At 62.2% G+C, this 22,778-nt stretch carries 20 protein-coding genes; 4 read left to right on the top strand and 16 right to left on the bottom strand.

The features are described 5' to 3' along the window. Window positions 1-1,246, bottom strand: a 1,246-nt coding sequence (locus JHD07_RS00620) for a hydantoinase/oxoprolinase family protein (RefSeq protein WP_291617914.1), incomplete at its 3' end; no start/stop codon positions are given. Continuing rightward, complete coding sequence (locus tag JHD07_RS00615; protein WP_291617912.1) at window positions 1,243-2,481, bottom strand: FAD-dependent oxidoreductase; 1,239 nt, start codon at window positions 2,479-2,481, stop codon at window positions 1,243-1,245. The genes JHD07_RS00615 and JHD07_RS00620, both read right to left, overlap by 4 nt. 100 nt (window positions 2,482-2,581) lie before the next feature. Here JHD07_RS00615 and JHD07_RS00610 point away from each other — a divergent pair, with 100 nt between their 5' ends. After that, the gene (locus tag JHD07_RS00610; protein ID WP_291617910.1) at window positions 2,582-3,496 is read left to right on the top strand and encodes a LysR family transcriptional regulator; all 915 of its coding nucleotides are present in this window, start codon (window positions 2,582-2,584) and stop codon (window positions 3,494-3,496) included. A 97-nt stretch (window positions 3,497-3,593) separates the two neighbouring features. Here JHD07_RS00610 and JHD07_RS00605 read toward each other — a convergent pair whose 3' ends face one another. From JHD07_RS00605 to JHD07_RS00565, 9 genes are all read right to left on the bottom strand, one after another. Then, window positions 3,594-4,307: an ABC transporter ATP-binding protein gene (locus JHD07_RS00605; RefSeq protein WP_291617908.1), complete on the bottom strand. Its 714-nt coding sequence runs from the start codon at window positions 4,305-4,307 to the stop codon at window positions 3,594-3,596. After that, window positions 4,288-5,019, bottom strand: a complete 732-nt coding sequence (locus JHD07_RS00600) for an ABC transporter ATP-binding protein (protein WP_291617930.1) — start codon at window positions 5,017-5,019, stop codon at window positions 4,288-4,290. The genes JHD07_RS00605 and JHD07_RS00600 overlap by 20 nt, the downstream gene beginning before the upstream one ends. A 32-nt stretch (window positions 5,020-5,051) precedes the next feature. Beyond that, window positions 5,052-6,029 carry a branched-chain amino acid ABC transporter permease gene (locus tag JHD07_RS00595; RefSeq protein ID WP_291617929.1) on the bottom strand — a complete coding sequence of 326 codons (978 nt, stop codon included), beginning with the start codon at window positions 6,027-6,029 and terminating at the stop codon, window positions 5,052-5,054. A gap of 28 nt (window positions 6,030-6,057) precedes the next feature. Beyond that, window positions 6,058-6,927 (bottom strand): branched-chain amino acid ABC transporter permease, encoded by an 870-nt coding sequence (locus tag JHD07_RS00590; protein ID WP_109144605.1) that lies wholly within the window; start codon window positions 6,925-6,927, stop codon window positions 6,058-6,060. After that, entirely contained in the window at window positions 6,927-7,163 is a 237-nt protein-coding gene (locus tag JHD07_RS00585; protein ID WP_291617900.1) for a hypothetical protein, read from the bottom strand. Before JHD07_RS00585 ends, JHD07_RS00590 begins: the two co-directional genes overlap by 1 nt. A 65-nt stretch (window positions 7,164-7,228) precedes the next feature. After that, window positions 7,229-8,353, bottom strand: a complete 1,125-nt coding sequence (locus JHD07_RS00580) for an ABC transporter substrate-binding protein (protein ID WP_291617926.1) — start codon at window positions 8,351-8,353, stop codon at window positions 7,229-7,231. Window positions 8,354-8,435: 82 nt separating this feature from the next. Next, on the bottom strand, window positions 8,436-9,878 hold the full coding sequence (locus JHD07_RS00575) for a glutamine synthetase (RefSeq protein ID WP_291617898.1): 1,443 nt from the start codon (window positions 9,876-9,878) through the stop codon (window positions 8,436-8,438). A 34-nt stretch (window positions 9,879-9,912) separates the two neighbouring features. After that, window positions 9,913-11,271, bottom strand: coding sequence for an aromatic ring-hydroxylating dioxygenase subunit alpha (locus tag JHD07_RS00570; RefSeq protein WP_197968430.1), 1,359 nt, complete (start codon window positions 11,269-11,271; stop codon window positions 9,913-9,915). Between the two features lie 57 nt (window positions 11,272-11,328). After that, the gene (locus JHD07_RS00565; RefSeq protein WP_291617893.1) at window positions 11,329-13,140 is read right to left on the bottom strand and encodes an amidohydrolase; all 1,812 of its coding nucleotides are present in this window, start codon (window positions 13,138-13,140) and stop codon (window positions 11,329-11,331) included. A gap of 420 nt (window positions 13,141-13,560) precedes the next feature. Between JHD07_RS00565 and JHD07_RS00560 the strand changes: the two genes are divergently transcribed. Continuing rightward, a complete protein-coding gene (locus JHD07_RS00560) occupies window positions 13,561-14,355 on the top strand; it encodes an IclR family transcriptional regulator C-terminal domain-containing protein (RefSeq protein ID WP_291617891.1) in 795 nt (264 codons plus the stop codon). Window positions 14,356-14,383: 28 nt separating this feature from the next. Here JHD07_RS00560 and JHD07_RS00555 read toward each other — a convergent pair whose 3' ends face one another. The 4 genes from JHD07_RS00555 to JHD07_RS00540 form a co-directional block, all read right to left on the bottom strand. Continuing rightward, entirely contained in the window at window positions 14,384-14,725 is a 342-nt protein-coding gene (locus JHD07_RS00555) for a 5-carboxymethyl-2-hydroxymuconate Delta-isomerase (RefSeq protein ID WP_291617889.1), read from the bottom strand. 27 nt (window positions 14,726-14,752) lie between these two features. Next, window positions 14,753-16,363 carry an amidohydrolase gene (locus tag JHD07_RS00550; RefSeq protein ID WP_291617887.1) on the bottom strand — a complete coding sequence of 537 codons (1,611 nt, stop codon included), beginning with the start codon at window positions 16,361-16,363 and terminating at the stop codon, window positions 14,753-14,755. A gap of 285 nt (window positions 16,364-16,648) precedes the next feature. After that, on the bottom strand, window positions 16,649-18,040 hold the full coding sequence (locus JHD07_RS00545; RefSeq protein ID WP_291617885.1) for an FAD-binding oxidoreductase: 1,392 nt from the start codon (window positions 18,038-18,040) through the stop codon (window positions 16,649-16,651). After that, window positions 18,037-18,441: a nuclear transport factor 2 family protein gene (locus JHD07_RS00540; protein WP_291617883.1), complete on the bottom strand. Its 405-nt coding sequence runs from the start codon at window positions 18,439-18,441 to the stop codon at window positions 18,037-18,039. The genes JHD07_RS00545 and JHD07_RS00540 overlap by 4 nt, the downstream gene beginning before the upstream one ends. Window positions 18,442-18,618: 177 nt before the next feature. Between JHD07_RS00540 and JHD07_RS00535 the strand changes: the two genes are divergently transcribed. Continuing rightward, window positions 18,619-19,437: a sulfite exporter TauE/SafE family protein gene (locus JHD07_RS00535; protein ID WP_291617881.1), complete on the top strand. Its 819-nt coding sequence runs from the start codon at window positions 18,619-18,621 to the stop codon at window positions 19,435-19,437. 9 nt (window positions 19,438-19,446) lie between these two features. Here the strand turns inward: JHD07_RS00535 and JHD07_RS00530 are convergent, their stop codons facing one another. Beyond that, window positions 19,447-20,991, bottom strand: a complete 1,545-nt coding sequence (locus JHD07_RS00530) for a PLP-dependent aminotransferase family protein (RefSeq protein ID WP_291617879.1) — start codon at window positions 20,989-20,991, stop codon at window positions 19,447-19,449. 190 nt (window positions 20,992-21,181) lie between these two features. On the opposite strand from JHD07_RS00530, the gene JHD07_RS00525 reads away from it, so the two are divergent. Further along, the coding region (locus tag JHD07_RS00525) for an amidohydrolase (protein WP_291617877.1) at window positions 21,182-22,778 on the top strand (1,597 nt) is incomplete at its 3' end.

The raw sequence follows: 22,778 nt of genomic DNA, 5'->3' as shown, positions 1-22,778 counted from the left end.
CGACGGCTTCAGCGGTTCGAAGCACCGACAAGCCAAGCGCGCCGGCCACGTCGCCAAGCGCGGCCTCCGCGGCGTCGCGGTCCAGCACGATCCCGCCGGCCAGCCGGGGCGGCAAGCGGTCCAGGACGCATAGCGCATCGCTCAGCGTCGGCAAGTCACCGCCGAGACCAAAGGCGGCCGGCCCTGGCCAGGCGCCTTGCGAGCGCGGCCCCAGGCGAAGCGCGCCACCCGGCAACACCGACACCACGCTGCCGCCCCCGATGCCAATGGAAGCGATGTCTGCGCAGCGCTGACGGATGGGCAAGCCGCCGCATTCCAGCACATCGGTAAAAGTCGGCCTGCCGTCGAGCAGAATGCTGATGTCGGCGCTGGTGCCTCCGATATCCAGAACGATCGCAGGGCCAGAGGCCGCGAGGCCGGCGGCCACGCCCTGCAGCGCCGCGCAGGGACCGGACATGGCAAGGCCGATCGGCTGCTTGGCGAGATCATGCCAGGGCGCAGTGCCGCCGGCCGATCGCATCAGGCGCAGCGGCGGCAAGCCACGTATCTTCAATGCGTCGGCCAGCGCGTGCAGATAATTCGCTGCCAGCGGTTTGGCATAGGCGTCCAGGGCCGTCGTCAGCCAGCGCTCGAATTCCCGCACTTGCGGATCGACTTCGCTGGACAGTGAAATGTGCAAGCTCGGAAGACGCGCATGCAGCGCCGCACGCAGTGCGCGCTCATGGGTCGGATTGCGGTGCGAGAACAACAGACCGACCGCCAGCGCGTGTACGCCGGCAGCGCTCACTGCATCCGCGATGGCGTCAACGGCCGACAGGTCGAGTGGCTCCACCTCACGCCCCTCGGCATCGATGCGCCCGCCGATCTCGAAACGCAGCGGCTCCGGAAATAGCTTTGCTTCAGGCACGGACGGCATGATCACCGGTTCATACAGCTCCTTGCGGTCCTGGCGTGCCAGGACCGGCACGTCGCGCATGCCGCGCGTCAGGACAAGGGCCACCGGCGGCTCGTTCAGCTCTAGCAGCAGATTGGTGATGACCGTCGAGCCGTGCACGACGCGGCCGACGTCACCTGCCCCGATCCCCTCCTGCGCGCACAACCGATCGAGTGCCTCGACGACCGGCTCGGCCAGCCGGCGTCCGGCGCGTGGATGTTTGAGCGATGCAACGCGTCCGTCGCTCCGCAAGGCCACCGCATCGATGAAGGTGCCACCCATGTCCACGGCGAGTGACCAGGACGCGCTCAACGGAAGCGCTCCGGCGAAAACGGAGTCAGGTCCACCTGCGTCGGTCGTCCGGCCACCAGATGCGCGATCTCGCGGCCGGTCGCCGCGCCCATGCACATGCCCATATGGCCATGGCCGAAGGCGAGCCAGGCGTTGTCGGCCGCGCGGACCGGACCCACCACGGGAAGACTGTCGGGTAGACAGGGACGATGACCCATCCAGCGCGTGAAGGACGATGTGTCCAGGTGCGGGAACAATTGCTGTCCCTGACGAAGCAGGGCATCGGCACGGGCCATGTTGGGTGGCGCCTTCAAGCCGGCGAATTCCACCGTACCGGCCAGCCGCAGACCCATGGCCATCGGGTTGACCATCAGATTGTGCTCCACCGCCATCACGGTGTGGCGCAGGGCCAGGTTCGAGCTCTGCACCGTGACGTGGTAACCGCGCTGCGTCTCCAGCATCACCGGGCTGTCGAGCTGTGTCGCCAATGCGCCCGACCAGGCCCCAGCTGCCACCACCACGCCGTCCGCTGCCAGCGGCTCGCCCTGCTCCAACAGCACGGCCGTGACGCGCCGGCCCTGCCGCTCGAAACCACGGACGCGGTCGCGGACGTGACGCGCGCCGTCGCCGATGCAGCGATTGTAGATCGCCTTGACGAGGGCAGATGGATCGGACGTGGAGCCGTTATCGGGCGCCAGAATGCCGAACCGGAAACGTCCCTTCAGGTCGGGCTCGAGACTTTCCAGCTCGTCCTGCTCCACGTCCTGCATCCGCACGCCCAGCGATCGCCGCAGATTCATGCCCCAGGCCCACTGCGCCGCCGTCTCGCGAGAGGAAAAAACGTACAGGCAACCGCTCCGCCGCACCAACTCCCGCGCATCGGCATGGGCGAGCAGCGGATCATAGCAGTCGAAGATCGGCGCCAGCAGCGAACGCAGCGCGGTGGCGATGCGTGTCACCTCTTCGCGTGACGAATGATGCAGCATGCGCAGCAGCCATGGCGCCACAAGCGGGGCATAGGGCCAACGCACCGTCAGCGGTCCCAATGGGTCCAGCAGCCAGCGCGGGACTTTCTTCCACATGCCAGGCATGCCGACCGGCAGGCAGGCGCTGGGCGAGAGCGAGCCGGCATTGCCGAAGGAGCAGGCCTCGCCCGCGTCGAGCGGGTCGACGAAGGTCACCGCGTGTCCGTCGCGCTGCAGCCACGCCCCAGTGCAAGCGCCGACGATTCCCGTTCCGATGACGACAATGTGCATGCGGGAATTCTGAAAAATAATTCCCCTATCACACAAGCCAATTCTTTTAATATCATCATCAGGTTTCCTGATATTCGATCCGTTCGAGCGAGGATATGTGATGCGGCCCGCCGTTCTCTCCACTCTCAGCCTGCGCCAGATGCGCGCCTTTGCCGCGGTCGCCCGGGCGGGCAGCTTCACGTCGGCGGCGAGACAGATCAACCTGACGCAGTCGGCGGTCAGCATGCTGGTTCAGCAACTCGAGGAGACGCTGGGGCTGAAACTGTTCGACCGCGGCGCGGTCGTATTGTTGACGGCGGCCGGCCAGCAACTGCTCCCCCTGGCGCGCCGCATCCTGGATGACGTGCGACAGATCGCGGAGGGCGCTTCGGACCTTCGCTCCCTTCGCACCGGCTTGTTGCGCGTGGTAGCGCCGCAGATGCTGGCGTGCACATGGGTCGCGGCAGTCCTGGGCGAGTTCGAGCAAGCCCATCCGGATGTCGGCCTGCGCGTGACCGACGCGATGGCGGACGAAGTGGTGGGCACGGTGCGACGTGGCGAGGCTGAACTCGGCGTTGGCCCGGAGCGTGCCACCGGCGAGGATGTCACCAGCACGTTCCTGATGGATGTTCCGATCCGAGTGGTCTGCTCAGCGCAGCACCCGCTGGCGCAGCAACGCGCCGTCTCGTGGAAGAAGCTCCGCGACGAGCGCTGGGTCATTTATTCCAGTGAGTTCAACCGGCACCTGGAGAGCCTATTGCATGCGCACGACAGCTCGCTCTCCATGCAGACCGCCGTCGAGGTCAAATATCTGACCACCGCTTTGGCATTGGTGGGCGTCGGTACCGGCCTGGCGGCCGTTCCCGATTACGGTCGGCTATTCGCGCCGAATTTCGACGTGCGTTTCATCAAGCTGCGCGCTCCGGAAATTCGCCGCCGCTACTATATATATCAACGGCGCGGGCTCGTGCTCTCACCGCCCGCGGAGGCGTTCGCCAAGCTGCTGCGCCAACGCGCGGCACGCGGTGGTGGGTGAACTTGCGAGCGCAACGCGGGTACATTCAACGACAAGCGCTTCGAATAACTTGATAAGAGCTTGCCCATTGTCTCGATGACAACCAAGGCCGCAAGCCTCAGTGCACCCCAACACCGAGCAGGCGGTCGACCATCTCAGGAGCGTCGCGTAGCTGCGAGCACTCCCCGCTCCAGACCGCCTTGCCCCGCTCAACCACCATGACATGATCCGCAAAGCGCAGCGCTCGTTCGATCTGCTGCTCGACCAAGACGATGGTCATCTCGCCAGAACTCGCCAGCGCGGTGATGATCTCCATGATCTGATCGCAGATCACCGGCGCGAGCCCCTCGAGTGGTTCATCCAGGAGGAGAACTGAAGGCCTTCCGAGCAGCGTCCTGGCGAGCGAGAGCATCTGCTGCTCGCCGCCCGATAATTGCGTCCCGAAATGGCGCCGGCGTTCGGCCAGCCTCGGGAACATCACGTAGATCTCGTCGAGCGCCTCTCGACCTCGATCCTTGAGACCTGCGACCAGGTTTTCTTCCACAGTCAGCGACCGAAAAATGTCACGTGTCTGCGGTACGTAGCCGAGACCTCGTCGAGCACGTGTCGATGCCCTGGAATCCGTGAGATCTGCTTCGCCCAGGAATACTCTTCCACCATGATGGGTCGTCAGCCCCATCAGCGATGCGAGCAAGGTCGTCTTGCCGACTCCGTTTCGACCAAGGATGCTGAGACGACCTCCGGGCAAGACCTCGAAAGACATGTGATCGATGACGCGGGTGGGGCCATACCCGGCACTGAGGCCTTTGACTTCAAGACGCGTGGCGGGCATCGGCGTAGCTACCTAGATAAGCTCGACGGACTTCCTGATGGTGCGTGACTTCTGCCGGACTACCCTGGAAGATCAGCTTTCCGTTGGCGAGAACGAGCACACGGCGGGCAAATTTGAAGACCAGGTCCATGTCATGTTCGATCATCAAGACCGCGATATCAGATGGCAATTTGTCGATCGCCTCGATGATCTTGGAGGACTCCTCTGACGGCACCCCTGCCGCGGGCTCATCCAGGAGCAGAACCTTCGGCTCGAGAGCAAGCCCGATTGCCAGGTCAAGCAGGCGCTGCTGACCGTATGCCAGTTGCGAGACCTGCTTGTCGGCCAGATGGCCGATACCGAGCGTTCCAAGGGCCCGTTCCCACTCCCGGCGAACGTCCGGTCGATCCATCGGGGAGGAAAACATGTTTCTCGTGAGCCCCTTTCGTTGCATCACGGCAAGCGCGACGTTCTGCGCGACTGTCAGGCTCTTGAACAGCCTCGTAATCTGAAATGTCCGGATCAAGCCGGCATCGACGCGATCGGAGATCGATAGCGCGGTCACATCAACCCCGGCGAGGTGCACCGCGCCCTGTGAAGGGGTCAAGTCACCGGAGATGACGTTGACGAGCGTGGTCTTGCCCGCCCCGTTGGGGCCAATCAACGCGACCCTCTCTCCCTTCCCGATCCTGAAGGAAATATCGTCGTTGACCCGCATTCCTCCGAAGGACATCGAAACGCTTCGCAGCTCGAGCAGCGGCTGGCTCACGGGCGCCTCCTCAGCACCGAGGCGGTGCGACCGGCAAGCAGGCCGCCCAGGGATACCAGGCCTTTCGGGGCGAACAGCACGACTGCGATCAGCAACGCACCGACCATGGTCATCCAATGGAATGGATTCGCAGCCGAGACATAGTGCTCGAACACCTGGAAGACGATGGATCCGATCAGCGCGCCCCACAGGCTGCCTGCACCACCCAGGACGAGCATGACGAGAGCCTCAGCCGACCGCTCAAATCCGACGCTATCCAGTCCCACGACGCCTGTATTGATGGCATTGAGAGCACCGCCGATCCCGCCAACGACCCCCGATACGCCATACATCAGCACGAGCCGGGGGTACACGCGGGCACCGATCATCCGGGCTCTCAGGCTGTCATCCTTGATCGCCTGACAAAGCAGACCGAAGGGCGAGTGCACGATTCGAAGCAGCACCACGAACACGACCATGAGCACCGCAACGGAGAACACGTAGCCGGTGCGACCGTACATGTCGAACGCATAGACCCCGAAGAGTCGTCCAGGCGAAATGCCGGACAAGCCGTCGCTTCCGCCCGTCAGGCTCGACAGTTTGTTGGCCAGCGCCGCGATGAGCTGTCCGACGGCAATGGATAGCACGAGCTGGGGAAGCCCCTTGAATCTCGTGACGAGGACGCCTGAGACCAGCCCCATGACGGCACCGGCCATCGCCCCCACGAGCAACAACAGCAGCGGGTCGGAATGTCCGGCAAGGCAGGCGTTACCCACGACGTAGGCGCTCACACCGTAGATCGCCGCATGCCCCAGGGTCGCGACACCGCAATATCCCGTGACCAGATCGAGCGACAGCACCAGAAGCGTGATGCTGATCAGTCGCGTCAGAAACGCGAGGTCCTCCGGAAAAAGCGTGTAGCCGATCGCCCCGAGCGCCAATGTGATTGCGACAGCGCGCAGCTCGAGCGGCACGGAAAAACGAGGTGGGCTCATGCCATCGACGATGGCTCGATCGGTCACGTCAATGCCTCCTGCCCAAAAGGCCATTCGGGAACAGAAACACGACCAGGATGACCGCAAGATAGAAGAAGAACTCACCATATTCCGGTGCAAGGTACTTGCCGGTCGTGTCCGCAAGGCCAAGCAAAATCGATGCCGCCACGGCGCCCGGAATCGATCCGGCCCCGCCGACCGAGACGACGACGAGGAAAGTCACCATATATCTGAGCGCGTAAAAGGGTTCGACGGGCAACAGTTCGGCGCCCACCACGCCCCCGAACGCCGCCAGGCCGACCGCAAGCGCGAATGTCGCAGAGAATAGGATCTGCGTTTTGATTCCGAGCGACTCGGCCATGTCACCGTTGTCGACCGCGGCACGCAGCCGGATCCCGAACTCGGTGCGGTCGATCAGCAGCCAGAGCAAGCCCGCGGTGCACACTCCGCAAATCATCACGAAGATCCGATGAGCTGGGATCATTCGGAAGCCGAGATCGACGGGACCGCTCAGCAGCGGAGGCAGCGGAATGGATTTGGTCGTCGGGCCAAGAATGTAGTTGGCAACGCCGATGATGACGAACGCGATGCCGATCGTAAGCAGTATCTGGGTCAGCTCATCGGACTTGCGATAAATCCGGCGGTAGAGAAGAAACTCAAGCGGAAAGGCGATCGCGATGGTGCCGAGGACCGCCAGGACAATCGCGAGCGGATATCCAACTCCTGCGTTCTTGAGCGCAAAGGACGCGAGATATCCCCCGATCATCGCAAATGCGCCATGAGCAAGGTTCACGACCCTCATCAGGCCCATCATGATGGAAAGCCCGATGGAGATGATGAAAAGCACCATGCCGTAAGAGAGGGCATCCAGCCCGATGCTGAGACCCGTCCACGCCATTAGTTCAATACTTCCGCGGCTTCGAAATGGTGCGACCCCAACACGTCATGCCGAATAGTCTCGCGGACCACCGTCATCAAGGTCCTGATCGACCCCTGGTCGACGGACAGGTCGAACGGGTCCTGCTCCAAGGCGAGCAGGTCCGCGACGCTGCCGGCGCGGAGAGTAATCCGGTCGCTGGCATCACGATAGATGCGACCATTGACGAAGCGAATAGACTGCAACCGACCACTCATTCCGGGCCCCTCTCCGACGCGTTGAAGCGATCGCTCGCGAGGTTCTACTTCGCGAGCGATTCGCTCTAGTTCTTCGCCAGGCCCCAGTCCGGCTGCGCGTCGAACGTTTGCAATTCCTTGTTGAGGAACTTGCCGTCCTGCTTCACGACTTCGCGCAGATATACGTTCTGACGAATATGCCGGGTATCCGGGTCGATCGACACGGGTCCGCGCGGGCTGACCCATTTCATGCCCTTCACGGCCGCAAGGGCTTTGTCCGGATCCTTCTGGCCGTTCGTGGCCTCAACCATCTTGTAAATGAGCCGAGCACCGTCATAGGCCGCGACCGACGCCATGGTGATGTCGTCGGGCTTGGCGCCAGCCTTGATCATATCGGCGAGGAAGGCCTTGTTCTCTGGCGAGTCGTGCGAGACCGCGTAGTGGTAGGTCGACAGGATGCCTTCGCCGCTGTCGCCAATGTTCGGAAGATCGGGCTCGGTTACGACATCACCGGTGGACAGCAACTTCACGCCGGACGCTTTCAGTCCGTTGTCGATATAGGCCTTGACGAACCCCAGGGTCGGCGGACCGGCCGGCAAGAACGTGAAGATCATGTCAGCGCCGGAATCCTTGATCCTTTGCATGATTGGGCCGAAATCGGTCGTATTGAGCGGCATCCTGATCGATTGGACGATGGTGCCTCCATCTGCCTCGAACGTCTTTTTGAAGGCTGCTTCGGCATCGACGCCCGGGCCGTAATCGCTGACGGCGATCGCCACCTTCTTGGCCGCTCTCGCCTTGGCCACCTTCGCGGCGGGGACCGTGTTCTGCCACATCGTAAAGGACGTCCGCACGATGTAGGGGCTCTTCTCAACGATCGCGGACGTCGCCGCGTTCATCACGATCATGGGCACCTTCGCTTCCTCGAGAAGCGGAGCCACGGCCAGCGCGTCCGGAGTGAAGTACAGTCCCGCGATGTATTGGACCTTCTCTTTGACGATCAACTCCTGAGCCAATGATTTCGACTTGGCCGGGTTCGGCGATTCTTCGTCGCGATAGACGAACTCGATCTGATGATCGCCGACTTTCGATCCATTCTTGGCCACCCAGGCGTCAATGCCGTACTTGAAGTTCTGTCCGAACAAGGCATACGGACCGGACATGGTGCCAATGATCCCCACCTTGATCGTGTCGCACTGCGCCGGCGACATCCAGGCGGTGGCAATCGCGACGGCCCCAACAAGTCCAAACCTCAAGCTCATGTCTCTCTTCTCCTGCTTCGGTGATGCCATTTCAGAACATCTCGAAATATTCTCGCTGCTCCCACTCGGTGACCGTCGATTGGAAGCGCTCGATTTCCGCGTTCTTGATGAAAACGTAGTAGTCGACGAATTTCTCTCCCAGGGCCTCGCGGAAGAAGGGGTCATCGCGCAACGCGAACACCGCCTCGCGCAACGAGGTCGGGAGGAGATTCGCCTTGGTCTCGTAGGGGGTGTCCGCCGACGGACCGGGATCGAGCTGGCGATCAATGCCGTTGAGGCCTGCCAGAATCTGCGACGCCATGTACAGATAGGGATTTGCGGCCGGCTCGCCGATCCTGTTTTCGAGCCGGGTGGCTTTGTCGTCGGGGCCGCCCAGCATGCGGATCATGACGCCCCTGTTGTCGCGCCCCCAGATCGCCCGATCCGGAGCCAGAGAATAGGAACGGTAGCGCTTGTAGCCATTGATCGTCGGCGTCGAGAAGACCGCGGATGCCCTGGCATGCTCCAGCAGCCCGGCCATGTAGTGCTTGCCGAGTTTCGACAGACCGGCCGGTTCGCTCGTCATGAACGCGTTGGCGCCGTCTTTCCGGGAGACCAGCGATTGATGAAGGTGCCATCCCGATGACATCACGTTCGGTATCCGCGGCCGGCACATGAAGGTCGCGTGATAGCCGTGGCGGTTGCAGATCTGCTTCACGGCCGTACGAAACAGCACCATGGTGTCCGCCGGCTCGATGCCGACGGTGGGCTGAAACACGAACTCGCACTGACTCGGCCCGTACTCCACCTCGATCGACCGAAGCGGCAAGCCAAGCGCCACGATGTTTTGCCTGATCAGCTCGAGCGCGGGCTCCATCTGGTCATAGCGTTGCTCCGTCAGGTACTGATAGCCCTGCGACAGCAGGCTGACCTCCGGAGGCTCACCCGGTTGGCCGGGACTGCCGGCGTCCCCCGGAGTCAGTCGAGCATTCTCGACTTTGAAGATGTGGCATTCGACCTCGAGGCCCGCTTTGAAGTCATAGCCCCGGTCTTTCAGCTGCCCCAGCACGGATTGGTAGAGGCCCCTGGAAGCGAAGGGCACCGGTCGCCCGTCCGAGAAGTAGAGGTCGCAAAGCACCCACCCGGTTTTTGGCGCCCAGGGGAGAACCTTGAAGGTGGTGGGATCGGCGACCATCATGATGTCGCCTCCTCCCTGCATCTCGTGCATTCCGAACCCGCCGCCGGCGGTGAAGACAGGAAACACCGTGCGATGAGAGGTATCTTTCGCGAGCAACGTCGTCGTTATCGAGCAGCCGCTCTCGATCGACGAGAGCGCCTCGGAAGCGACCAGGGCCTTGCCGCGCAAGATGCCGTGCTGGTCCGGAAAGGAGAGCCGGATCGTATGCAGCTCCTGCTCCTCCGCCATCCGCCGCATGCGGATGGCAGCCTCCTTCTGTTCGGCCGACCAGAGACCGTGCTTTTCGACGAAACTCAACGACATCTCCTTTGCTGAGCTGGGCCGGCTTGCATTATTCGGCGGCGGTCAGGTGAGGCACCTTCTTGGCGAGCTCGGCGGGCACCGGCGCGGCCCAAGGAGCGCCCCGACGGCGCTTGACGTCCACTTCCATCCAGTAGGTTTCCCACCCCTTCGTCGGACCGATGCCGTCCATTGTGGCCGGCCCCTGGATGCTGCGCGCGCTGGCAGCGTCGAGGAACAACAGCGGCTTGCCCCCGGAGGCCACCTTCTCGATCTCCTGGCGAAGCAGCCGGCGGTACTGAATGATCGCCTTGTCGGATTGCCCGAGATGCTCACGCGTCCGGTCCTGAATGGCGCCCATGGACTCGACGGCCCACTGGTCGTGGACGTTGATGTCCGCGCCCATGCCGGTGTAAGTCTCGGTCGCCTGCTCGTGCGGGTCGAAGCCGTAATCGTTCGACTTGTTCTTCCGCGAGCGGTATTCCGGCAACTCGTAAAGCTCGAGGCGCTGCGCTCGCATCTTCGCCTTGTCGACGGGCGCGGCATAGCTGGTGAAAATCGCATACCAATAGCAATTCACGTCGTCGACGGGCACATGCCATTGGGTAATCGTCATCTCCGTGCTCATCGGAATGACGAACGCATGCGGAAACAGCTGGTTGGTGACGCGGACGTGGGTGCGCTGCTCGTCGATCTCGCGCAAGGCGATGAGCCGCAGGCCGTATTCGGTGTGCTCGACGTTGATGATCGGCCGGTCGTACTCGCGCAGGACCTTCGTCATGGGCATCTCCGAGTCGGCCGACGCACCGCGAAACTGCTTGCCGTAGGCCGCCGATGTATCCTCATCCTCGAAGAACCGGTGGAGGAACGAGGCGTGAGCCGGGTCGATGCCGACTTCCAGGGCCTGCAGCCAATTGCATTCGATCAAGCCCTTGAAGGCGAAGGTGTATTCGCCCGGTGCCGCGAAGCAGTCGATCTCCGGAAACGCGGGCGGCTCGCCTTCACCCAAATACGCCCACAGAATTCCACCCTTCTCCAGCACAGGGTAGGACCGCTGCTTGATGTTTTTGCAAAGCGAGGAGTTTGCAGGCTCGGCGGGCGTCTCGAGACACTGCCCCGTGGCGTCGAACAGCCACCCGTGAAAGGCGCAGCGCAGGCCGCCGTTCTCGAGCCGGCCGAAGGCAAGGTCGGCGCCCCGATGCGGGCAGTCGCGATCGAGCAGGCCATAGCGCCCCGTTTCGTCCTTGAACAGAACGAAGTTCTCACCGAGAAGCTTGACGGCCTTGATGGGGCGCCCCTCTGCGAGTTCGTCGACGAGTGCAGCAGGCTGCCAATACATCCGCATCAGCTTTCCCGCAGGCGCCTTCGGTCCGACGCGGGTAATGAGGTCGTTCTGCTCTTGGCTCATCATGACTTGGGTCTCCTCTCTCCGGCTTCGAGATGCGTCCTCTTGGTATCGGGACGCAGACTAACGCTGAAACACGATTTTGCCGCCGACAATCGTCAGGTCGGCTTTGATGTCCTTGATCTGCTCCTCGGGGACCGTCATGGGATCCGCCGACAACGCGGTCAGGTCCGCCAGTTTTCCGGCCTCGATCGTCCCCTTCTCGTTCTCTTCGAACATATAATGCGATGCCGCGCTGGTGTAGAGGCGCAGCGCCTGCTCGCGGCTGATGGCCTCGTTCGCACCATAAACGCCTCCGGCGCGATCCTTGCGGGTCACCATGACATACATGTTGATGAAGGGATTGATCGTGTTCACCGGGAAGTCGGTGCCGGCGCCGAGGCTGTTCAGCCCCACCTTCTCGATGAGAGTTTTCGTGGGCACGGCCCGATTGGCGACCGCCGCACCCAGGAAACGCTCGACGGTGGCCGCCTTGTCCCACATGAACACGTTCTGTAAGTCGACCCTGACACCGAGGCGCTTCGCGCGCTCCATTTGCTCGGGCACGATCAAGCTTCCGTGGATCAGGACGAAACGACGATCCTTGATCGACTTCTCCTTGTCGGCTGCTTCGAATGCATCAAGAACCTGGTCGATGCCCTTGTCGCCGACGGCATGGACACCCACGCGCCAATCGTAGCGATTGGAAATGGACACCAGCTCCTTCAGACGTTCCGGCGATTGCTGGGCAATGCCGTGGTAGTCGTTATGCGAGTCCGGATAGGCATCGCGCATGAGCGCCGTCTTGAGCGTCATGCCGCCATCGTAGAGGATCTTGATTCCGCCAAACTTCAGCCAGTCATCGCCAAAGCCGGACGAGGCGCCGTTGCCGCGCATGATGTCCTCCCAGGCCGCGTTCTCGCCGGGGGGCTCGGGGCGCCACATGAGACCGACCCGTAGCGTTGCTTCACCGGCCTGGGCCACGCGCTGCAGGGCCGCGATGTCCCTGGGCGAGGTGGCCCCTTCTACGACGCTGGTGATCCCGAACGAGTTCAGCACACCTTCCGCGAGCTTGAATTGGCGAAACTCGTCGTCCGCTGTCCACTCCGGAACGGCCTTTTCGACCTTGTCGATCGCCGCCTCGACCAGAACGCCGGTCAGGTCGCCAGCGCTGTCGCGCTCAAACGATCCGCCGCTTGGGTTTGGCGTGGTCTTGGTTACGCCGGCTTTCTCAAGCGCCATCGAATTGGCCATCGAGAAATGGCCAACGGTTCGGAGATAGACCGGATTGTTCGGCGCGACGCCATCAATTTCCTGCCGTGTCAGGTAACGCTTTTCCGCAAGTTGCGACGGGGGATGCCAAGCGCTTCCGATGATCCACTCGCCGGGCTTTTTCTTCGCCACGAACTGCCTGATGCTTGCGAGAGCATCCGCAACAGTCTTGGCGCCGCTCATGTTCACGACGTAGTCGGATAGGCCGGCGGCCTTGAAATGCGCGTGTGTGTCGATCAACCCGGGAACGACAGTCTTGCCCTGCAAGTCGATCGTGCGGGTGCGATCGCCAGCCATCGCCTTGATCGTCGCCGTGTCTCCGACGACCAGGATTTTTCCGTCGCGAATGGCGAGTGCCTCCGCAACCTTTGACTGATTGTCCATGGTGAGAATCTTGCCGTTGATCAAGGCAAGCGAGGGAGCGTTGGCCTCCTGCTGCTGGGCAAACGCCGCACTGGATGTCAGCACCACGCCCATGATCGCCGTTGTCAGCTTCATTGCGCCACCCCCAAATGTTCGGTAGACGAACAGTCGTTCGATAGATTTCAGAATGACTCCAGTGTGTTGAGCAGGCAAGCAAAATATTTCCGCAAAGCCTGCCCAATGTAGCCGCAGCGAAGGCAATCGAGGCGAGATCGAAGGAGTGCCGAAATTGCTAAAACCGATTAACGAACTTATGTTCTTATACCGAACGATCGTAAGGGCGGATGCCGATGCCAGAGGTGAGATTTGTCCAGCAGGACACGAAAAATCCGTCTTGCTCGACCACGACATGAGCGGTGATGCTCGCGGCCGTTCGCAACGGTACTTCCGGTGTTGAGGGCGAATGCGGCGGCGGCTGCCCCGATCGCGCGCCCCGTCGCGTCAGCGTCACAAGCTCTGTCCCTCAGCCGACCGAAGAAGAGCTCGAGTTGCTAGCCGCCGTTGCTTGTCAGAGACCGCCACTATCCGGAGAAACCCTGGTGACGGCCGGAGACAAGGCTGGCGCCTCGCCCGCGTATTTGTGATGGTTCTCACTGCCACCGAGAGGGACCGCCCAATAGAATGCCAAGACTGAAGCGCACCGAAGAAGAGGAAAAGGCGCGGGAGGGAAGCGAGTTCATCGAGACCCTGGATCGGGGTCTTCGCGTGATCCAGTCCTTCGGCATCGATCGCCGTCCAATGACACTCAGCGACCTGTCCAAGAGCGTGAATCTCCCGCGGGCGACAGTGCGACGGATCCTGATGACCCTCGTCAGATCCGGATTTGTCGTGGGCGACGAGCGGTTGTTTTCGCTGACGCCCAGGGTGCTGCTTTTGGCTTCGGCCTATCTGACGTCGAACCAGATCAACACCGTGATGCAGCCGTTGATGGACGAGGTCGCCAGCAAGGCCAAAGAGGTCTGCTCCCTTGCGATCCTGCATGGCGAAGAGGTCGTTTTTATCGCCCGCTCGAGTCCGGCGCGGGTATTTTCGACCGGACTGGACATAGGATATCGGCTGCCGGCTTTCTGCACGTCAGTGGGACGCGTTCTGCTGGGCAGACTGGCGAACGACGAGCTGACGAGAACGGTCGACGGCATGAAATTGCTGCCTCAGACCCAATCGACGCTGGTCGACAAATCGGCAGTGATTGCCACGATCATTGCCGACCGCACCAAAGGGTATAGCCTTGTCGATCAGGAAGCCGAAGAGGGCTTTCGGTCTATATCGGTGCCAATTCGCCGCTACGATGGCGTCGTCATTGCGGCCGCAAATATTGGCGCTCATGTTGATCGCATCACGACCGGTGAGATGATCGATCGCTTCCTGCCTCTGCTCAAGGAGATGTCCCTCGCCGCGCAGCCCCTGCTCGTCTGAGAAGCTGCCGCCTTTTGGCAAGCACCCGTTACTTTAGCCGTTTCTTGTAGGCGACCGGGTCCATGTCACGGATATCCACGCTGATGCTGACCACATCCGGGCATCGCTCTGTCATCGTCCGCCGAAGGCTCGTACTCAGCTCGACCTTCTGGTCGGGCGATCGACCTTCGAGCAAGTAGACCGACAGATGGACGAAGCTGTCCCGCTTCCCGGCAACCAGAAAATCATCGTAGACGCACGCCCGCACCTTGACGTCTTCCGCCTTCATGACCCCCGTTCGCCAAGCGGCTTCAAAGAGGGCTTCCATCAAGCCTGTTACATCGTCGCGAGCGAGCGCCCCTTCCGAATATTCGATCACCAAGTGCGGCATGAGGTCGTTCTCGTCTTTAGGCGGCGTTCATGTGATGACCTCACCGTCGTAGACCGTTCGCCCCTCGACGATGGTCTGGACGACGGTGATGTCCTTGATGCTTTCCTCCGGAATCGTCATGATATCGTCGGACAGAACGACCATATCGGCATATTTGCCCGGTTCTATTGATCCGACTTTGTCCTCCGAAAACGAATATCGAGATGCTGCGCTCGTGTAGAGCTGGATAGCCTCCTTCCGGCTGATCCGTTCGCCTTCTCCATACACGTCGCCATTCTTGTCGCGGCGGGTCACCATGACATACATGTTGACGAATGGGTTCAGGAGGTTGATCGGATAGTCGGTACCTTGCCCAATCAACTTCAAGCCCATGACGTCGATCATGGTCCGCATGGGGAAGGCCCGGTCGGCGGTATCTTTGCCGAGAAACTTCGCCACGACAGCTGCCTTGTCCCAGAGGAACGAGGTCTGCGCGTCGACGCGCACATCCAATTTCCTGGCACGCAGCATTTGATCTGGTCGCATAAGGCTGCCATGGATGACGATGAAGCGCCTCCCCGCGATCGATCTCTCGGCATCCGCGAGCTCGTAGGCGTCCAAAACACGGTCGATGGCGGCGTCCCCAACGGCGTGAACCCCGACGCGCCAGCCGTAGCGATTGGCCGCTGCAACCAGGGCATTGAACCTGGATGGCTCGATGACGATGGTCCCTTTGTATTCGCGATCGTCGGGGTAGCCGTCCCGCATCGCGGCTGTTCGCAATGTCATCCCGCCGTCGATCTGAAGCTTGACGCCGGAATAGCTCAACCAGTCGTCGCCGAAGTCTGAAGCTGCGCCGATGCGGGAGAAGAACAGCTCCCATTCCTCGATCGTCATGCTGGGATTGAGGCCGCCCGTCGGCGCGTACATGGCGCTGATGCGCAAAGACGCCTGTCCGGCTTGCCGGACTCGCTGATGGGCGCGGAAGGTTGCGGGATCGACTGCCGCGCTGATTGCGGAGGTCAGCCCAAATTGATTGAAGTATCGCATCGCGAACTTCACCTGCTCATCGCGATCCTCATCCGACCATTCGGGCAGAAGGTCGTGAACAAGGCCCTCCGCGGCCTCCTCCAATGTACCGCTCGGCTCGCCGGTGGATTTGTCGCGATGGATGATCCCGCCATCCGGATCAGGCGTGTCCTTCGTTATTCTCGCGAGGGCCAATGCTTCCGAGTTGACGAGAGTGAAGTGGCCAATCGGCAAGCACACGGGATTGTGGGGAGCGGCCCGATCGAGCTCCTCGCGGGTCAAGAAGCGCTTTTCGGCCAATTGCGAGACCGGGTGCCATTGTGCACCGCGCACCCATTTTCCCCTAGGCAATCTACCGGCGTGTTCCCCGATACGGGCCAGTGCCTGCTCGACCGTGGTGACGTCGTTCAGCTGCACCGTGTACTTGATCAATCCCGCCTGCTCGACATGAGCATGGGTATCGATGAGGCCCGGAAGGACGGTTCGACCGTTCAAGTCAACAACGGCCGTGTTCGGGCCCGCGAGTGCAGATATTTCATCGATCTCGCCGACCGCGACGAAGCGGCCGTCTCGCACGGCGACCGCGCTTGCCACGCCGAACATCGGATCAACCTTGAGGAAACTTGCCATTGGTGTAGATCGTGTCGGGCGCGCCGATGGACACACTTTGGTTCGCGCCGCGCACACCTTGCCCACGTGAAACCATCATGCATCCGCCCTTGTTCGCCTAACGAACAATTGTTCGTCATACGTTTTTAGGCGTCCGGTTCGCAGTTGTCAAAGAGTAGACTTGGCGATCTCAAAGGGATGGCAGATTGCACCTGCAGCACGTGACTTGCGCAGAGCGAGGCACCCGACAAAGCAGAAGGGTCGTGTCCTAGGGAAGTGGTGAAGCTCGGTGGCTCACCGAATCATTCAGATCGCCTCGTCGCGCGCGTGGTACCAGCGATATAACATACGCTGGCCGATGCGGCGAAATGGCGTGAAGGGATGCGTCGGCAGCGGCGAGGTGAAGATCGGCAGATCCTGTCCCTTAAAGGCACGACCGCCGATCATCTCGGCCATGCGACGGCCAGCCTGCGCCGAATAGGACACACCGTTGCCACCATAGCCCAGCGCGTAGAACAGCGACCGTGCGGGATCGGGACGGAAGATGCGCGGCATCATGTCATGGCTGACATCGACCCAGCCCCACCAGGAATAGTCGATGTCGATGCCGGCCAGCGCTGGAAACTTGCGGTGCAACCCGTCGATCAGCAATTGCAGGTGGCGGGGATGCGCGGCGTCGGCGCCGGTGATCGCACTGCGGCTGCCGATCTGGATACGATTGTCGGGCAGGCGCCGGTAATAATAGCGCAGGGTTCGTGTGTCGGTGATCACCTGGGTGGTGCGGAAGCCCGTTGCCTTGAGTTCCGCATCGGTGAGCGGTCGCGTCACGATCGAGTTGGACATGATCGGCATGCAACGCCCGCGCAGCACAGGGGTCAAGCCGAGCGACGTGTAAGCACCGGTCGCGATGCCCACCGAGCGCGCACGGACGGTGCCGCCAGCTGTGCGCAGATAGTGAATGCCGTCGCGCGTCGTGATCTCCAGCACGGGGCTGCCGGGGTGCACTTTGGCGCCGAGCTCACGCGCCATGCGCAGATAGCCGAACGCAAGCTTTGCCGGATGGACGCCAGTGCCCAGCGGTTCATGCACCGCGCCGACACATTCGGCTTCATTCACATAGTCGCGGCGCACGTCCTCCGCGGACAGCACGCGCGTCTTGTAGCCGAACACCTCGTTCTGGACTTGCGACTCGGCTGCGATCTCGTCGAACATGCGCTGCCGATGCGCCAGATAGAGATGGCCGCCACGCTGCGGTTCGCAATCGATGTTTCCGGTCTTGATCAGGTCTTCGAAGGTCTCAAATCCGTCCTGGATTTCCGCATGCAGCCGCAGGGCTACATCGCGGCCCCAGCGCGCGATCCACTGAGAACGCGACAGCCGGCCTGACGCGTTCTGGCCCTGACCGCCATTGCGCGTGCTGCAGCCCCACGCAACGCGATTGGCTTCCAGCACCACGGCCTTGATGCCGAATTCGCGCGCCAGGAAGATCGCACAGGCAAGCCCCGTGTAGCCCGAGCCGACGATCGCGACGTCAGCGTCGATGTCGCCCGAGATCGGGCCATCGTCATCGGGCGGCGTGCCCGCCGTCGCGGCCCAATAGGTCGGCGCGTAGTCGCGATTGGTGCCAGGGCCCGGCGAGATCAGGGGATCGTAGTGCTGGTCATAGGGAGCGAAGGGCATGACGCTTCGGCCCGTCATGACGCCGCCTTGGCCGGAAGTGCGGGACGATCCTTACGGAAGGCGCTCTTGCGCGACAGCTTGTCGCCGCTGAACGTGAAGAGGTCGCAGCCCTCGGCCTCGATACGCGTGCCGTTCGCGGCAGTCCCGCGGAAGATCCACTCCGACAGCCCGCGATCGCCGAACACATTGTGCGACGTGCAGGTCCAGCTGACGTCGGGCATGCCGGCCCAGACCTTCTCGAACGCCGCCTTCACATCGGCGGTGCCGACGATGCGATTGCCGTACATCTCGGCGCCGGCGGCGGTATCGAACACCACGTCGTCGGTCATGCAGGCCATCACCCCGGAAGAGTCATGACGATTGAATGCCTCGAACAGCGCGAGGAGAAGCTGATGGCGTCTGGCCTGCTGATCGGACATGGACAACTCTCTTTGGTCTATGGCGCATGACGTCGGCAAGGGTAGCCGAACGATGGCGGCAAGCATGCCAGCGCCCGGGTCGCGGGATTAGGGCCAGTTTCCGCCAACCACCCGGCCAGACGATCTGGCCCAAGCATTGCTCTGCGCTGGCCCCTCCCTACGCTGGTAAATGCCGCCATGGTCGTTCCATGGCAGCGCGACGGGCCCGACGACATGCATGATCTGTTGAGCGCCATCGGCGATCTCGGCGCGACGCTGACGCCCCGCCTGGTCCTGCTGTCCATCACGGCGATCTTTGCAGCGGCGATCCTGCGCGGCTTCACCGGATTCGGCTTCTCGCTAGCGGCCGTGCCTTTGCTCAGCCTGTTCATGTCGCCGGCACAGGCTGTACCGATCGCCGTCGGTCTGCAGCTTCTGGGCAGCCTGCTGGATTTCCGCAGCGCCTCGAAGCAATGCGACTGGCATTCCCTGCGCTGGCTCATGCTCGGAGCGCTCATCGGATCGCCCCTGGGAACCCTGATCCTGAGTGAAATTCCGGCGGCGGTGGCGCGGCTGGTGATCAGCTCGATTACGCTGCTCGCCGTGCTGGCGCTCGGCAGGGGATTTGCCCTGCCGGCAATACCACCGCGTCCCGTCACGGCGACTACCGGCTTCATATCTGGACTGTTCAACGGCCTCGCCGCGATGCCCGGACCGCCAGCCGTGGCTTATTACATGTCGGTCCCTCTGCCGCGCGCGACGACACGCGCCTCGCTGCTGGTCTTCTTCCTGATGACGTCGATAGCCGCGGCAATCGCAGCCTTTGCGGTTGGCCTCATCACGGTCCGGACCATCAGCCTGTCACTGCTCGGCCTGCCGGCGATGTGGATCGGTACACAGTTTGGCGAGATGGCCTTCAGGCGAGGCACGGATGCCATACATCGTCACGTCTCGATCACCAGCCTCGGTCTGATCGCGCTCGTCAGCGCAATCCGGGGGATCAGCGAACTGATCTGATAGTGTTGCTTACGACATACGGAGGATCAGGCGCCCGAGGCGTTCGATCCCCGGCTCGATGCGGTCGGTCCGGATCGACGAGAAGCCGAGCCGAAAACACCCGACGTGGGTACCGCCGGTCATCGAGAACACATCGCCCGGTTCGATCACCACGCCTTCCGCACGAGCGGCTTCCGCCAGTGCCGTCGCATCGCAGCCTTCGGGGCAGGTCACCCAATAGCTGGTGCTGCCGGCACCGCGCACGAAAGTGCAATTGACGAAATGTTCCGGCAGCAGCCGGTCGAGGACGCGCGCCCGTTCCAGCAGAACACGCGACACCCGCTGCAAATGCGAGCGGTAGTGGCCGAGGCCGATAAACAAGGCAGCAACACGCTGGTTGTTCAACGGCGGATGCCGCACCATCAGCCGTCGCAGCGCGCGCAGTTCGCGAATCACCGGCGACGGTGCAACCACGTAGCCCAGCCGCAGACCAGGCGCGAGAACCTTGGACAGGCTGCCAACATAGAGCACCCGATCGTTGCGATCGATACTCATCAAAGGCGGCAATGCATCGCCCTCGGAGACCAGCTCGCTCTCGTAATCATCTTCGATGAGCAGGATATCGCTTTCCTGCGCTTTCCGGAGCAGCTCGATACGGCGCCGCTGCGGCATCGCCACCGTCGTCGGGCATTGATGACCGGCAGTGACATAAGCGAGGTCGCAGCCTTCGAAATCCGCGCCTGGCACCAGACCCTCGCCGTCGACAGCGAGAGGCACGATGTTGTCGGTCAGCATACCGAAGATATTGCGCGCATCGGGATAGCCGGGATTTTCCATGCCGACGCGCGTGCCCGGCTTGGTGAAGAGCCTGGCGATCAGATACAGCGCGTGCTGCGCGCCGATGGTCATCATGATCTCGTCGGGACGTGCACGCACACCGCGGCGCGGCAGCACCTGCAGACGCAATTGCTCGATCAGCGCAGGATCGTCCTCGTCGATGGCGTCACGCGCCCAGTTGTTGATCTCGGGAACGCTGAGCGCCGCGCGCGCGCTTTCGCGCCAGTCATTGGTGGGAAACAGGCTGGGGTCAAACTGACCGAAGATGAACGGATAGGGAAAATCCAGCCAGTTGAGCGGCTTGACAATGTTGCGATGGCTGGACGGCCGGACGGCATAGCGGGCGGTCCACCTGGTCTCGTCGGACCTGTCGGGAGCAGGCCGCACGCCGGTGCCGGCACCAAGATGCTTCGGCAAGCCGGCCACGAAGTAACCGCTGCGCTCGCGAGACACCAGGAAGTTCTGGTCCACCAGCTGTTCATAGGCAATGACGACCGTATTGCGCGACACTTCCAGCAGGGCCGCCAATTCACGGCTCGACGGCATGCGCACCCCGAGCGACAAGCGGCCTTCCTCGATGGCGGTGCAGATCAGTTGGCGTATCTGCAGTTGCAGGAATGGCCCGCGCCTGTCCAATCCCTGGAACAGCGACCCCCAGAACAGCGCATCGCTGATCCCCGACCACGCCGGCCGGCCTTCGGCAGGTGTCGTTTTGACCGTCTCTGCTGGACCACTCATGTCTTGCTCCACTCGTGTCACAGGATTGGAGCCACTTTTCCTGCCCGATCCACCGGAATTATAAAGCAAAAGCCGCGCCAGCGTGGGTAACCCGCCGGCCGCACTGGCCCCATTCGTGCTCCTGATCTGGCGCTGGTCTGGCGCGGCGTGAGGCCTCACGCTTCGGTGACAGACTCTTGAGGGTGGTCCAGTGAGCCAGGATACGGTTGTTTTTTCGGCCCGAAGGATCGTGACAATGAACCCGTCGCGGCCGGAGGCAACGCATGTTGCAGTGCGCGAGGGCCGGATCGTCGCTGTCGGAAGTCTCGAAGAAGTCGGCAGCCACGCTGGCAGGATCGACGACCGTTTCAAGGACAAGGTGCTGCTGCCGGGCTTCGTCGAGGGCCACAGCCACATCATGGAGGGAATCGTCTGGTCGATGCCCTATGTGGGGGCATTCGATCGCCGTGCGCCGAGCGGGGCGATCGTCGCTGGGGCGAACGGAATCGATGCGATCATCGCACGCCTTCAGGCTGCCGATGCCGAACTGACCGATCCAGAGACGCCCCTGTTTGCCTGGGGCTTCGACCCGCTGCATATCGGTGGCAATAAGCTGAGCCGGCATGACCTCGACAAGGTTTCGAAGACCCGGCCTGTCCTCGTCATGCATGCCAGCTTCCACATCACCAACGTCAACTCGCTGATGGTCGAATGCGCCGGCTTCTCGCGCAACACCAATGTGTCCGGCGTACCGCTTGGCCAGGACGGCGAGCCGACCGGCGAACTTCAGGGCATTGCTGCATTGTTCAGGACGTTTCGCGTTCTGAAGTCGAATCCCTTCAAGCAGGATTTCTCGGCGGCAGACCTTGCCCGCTATCAAGCTTCGGCCTGCAACCAGGGCGTCACGACCGTTACCGATCTGCACAGCGATCTGTCCGAAGAAACGATTGAACTGTATCGCGCCGCTGCGCGCCAGCCGGACTTCTCGATCCGGCTGGTCCCGGCCCTGGCGTCCGCCTCCCACACACCGGAGGAAGCCATCGCCAAGATGGCCAGGCTTCGCCCGACCGGCAATGACAAGCTGCACTACGGCATCGTCAAGATCATCGTGGACGGCTCGATTCAGGGATTTACCGCACGGCTGCGATGGCCGGGCTACCACAACGGGGCGCCCAACGGGCTGTGGTACATCGCTCCGGACGATTTGCGCGTCGCGGTCGAGAAGTATCACCGCGCCGGCCTCCACCTGCAGATCCACACCAATGGCGACGAGGCGACCGAACAGGCGCTCGACGCCATCGAAGCCGCGCAGATCGCCGCCCCCCGCCCCGACCATCGTCATACGCTGCAGCATTGCCAAATGGCCGACACGGCGCAATTCAAGCGGATGAAGGCGCTCGGCGTATGCGTCAATCTGTTTTCCAACCATCTGTACTATTGGGGCGATGCCCATTACGAGCAGACCATGGGCCCGGAACGCGCCCACAGGCTCGATGCGACCGGGACCGCGCAACGTCTTGGCATTCCCTACGGAATTCACACCGACGCCCCGATTACGCCACTCAATCCCCTGTTTACGGCATGGTGCGCAGTCAACCGTATCTCATCGGGCGGGCGTGAACTTGGAAAGGCCACCGAAGCGATCACCGTGCAGCAGGCGCTCGCCGCCATCACGATCGGATCGGCCTATACGCTCAAGCTCGACCATCTCGTCGGCAGCATCGAAACTGGCAAATATGCCGATTTTGCCGTGCTGGAAGACGATCCATTCGAAGTCGCTCCGGAAGAGCTGAAGGACATCACGGTAT

The sequence above is a fragment of the Bradyrhizobium sp. genome (genome assembly GCF_016462955.1).
Classification (GTDB): domain Bacteria; phylum Pseudomonadota; class Alphaproteobacteria; order Rhizobiales; family Xanthobacteraceae; genus Bradyrhizobium.
Note: the sequence above shows the minus strand (reverse complement) of the source record. Positions and strands in the feature narration are given on the sequence as shown.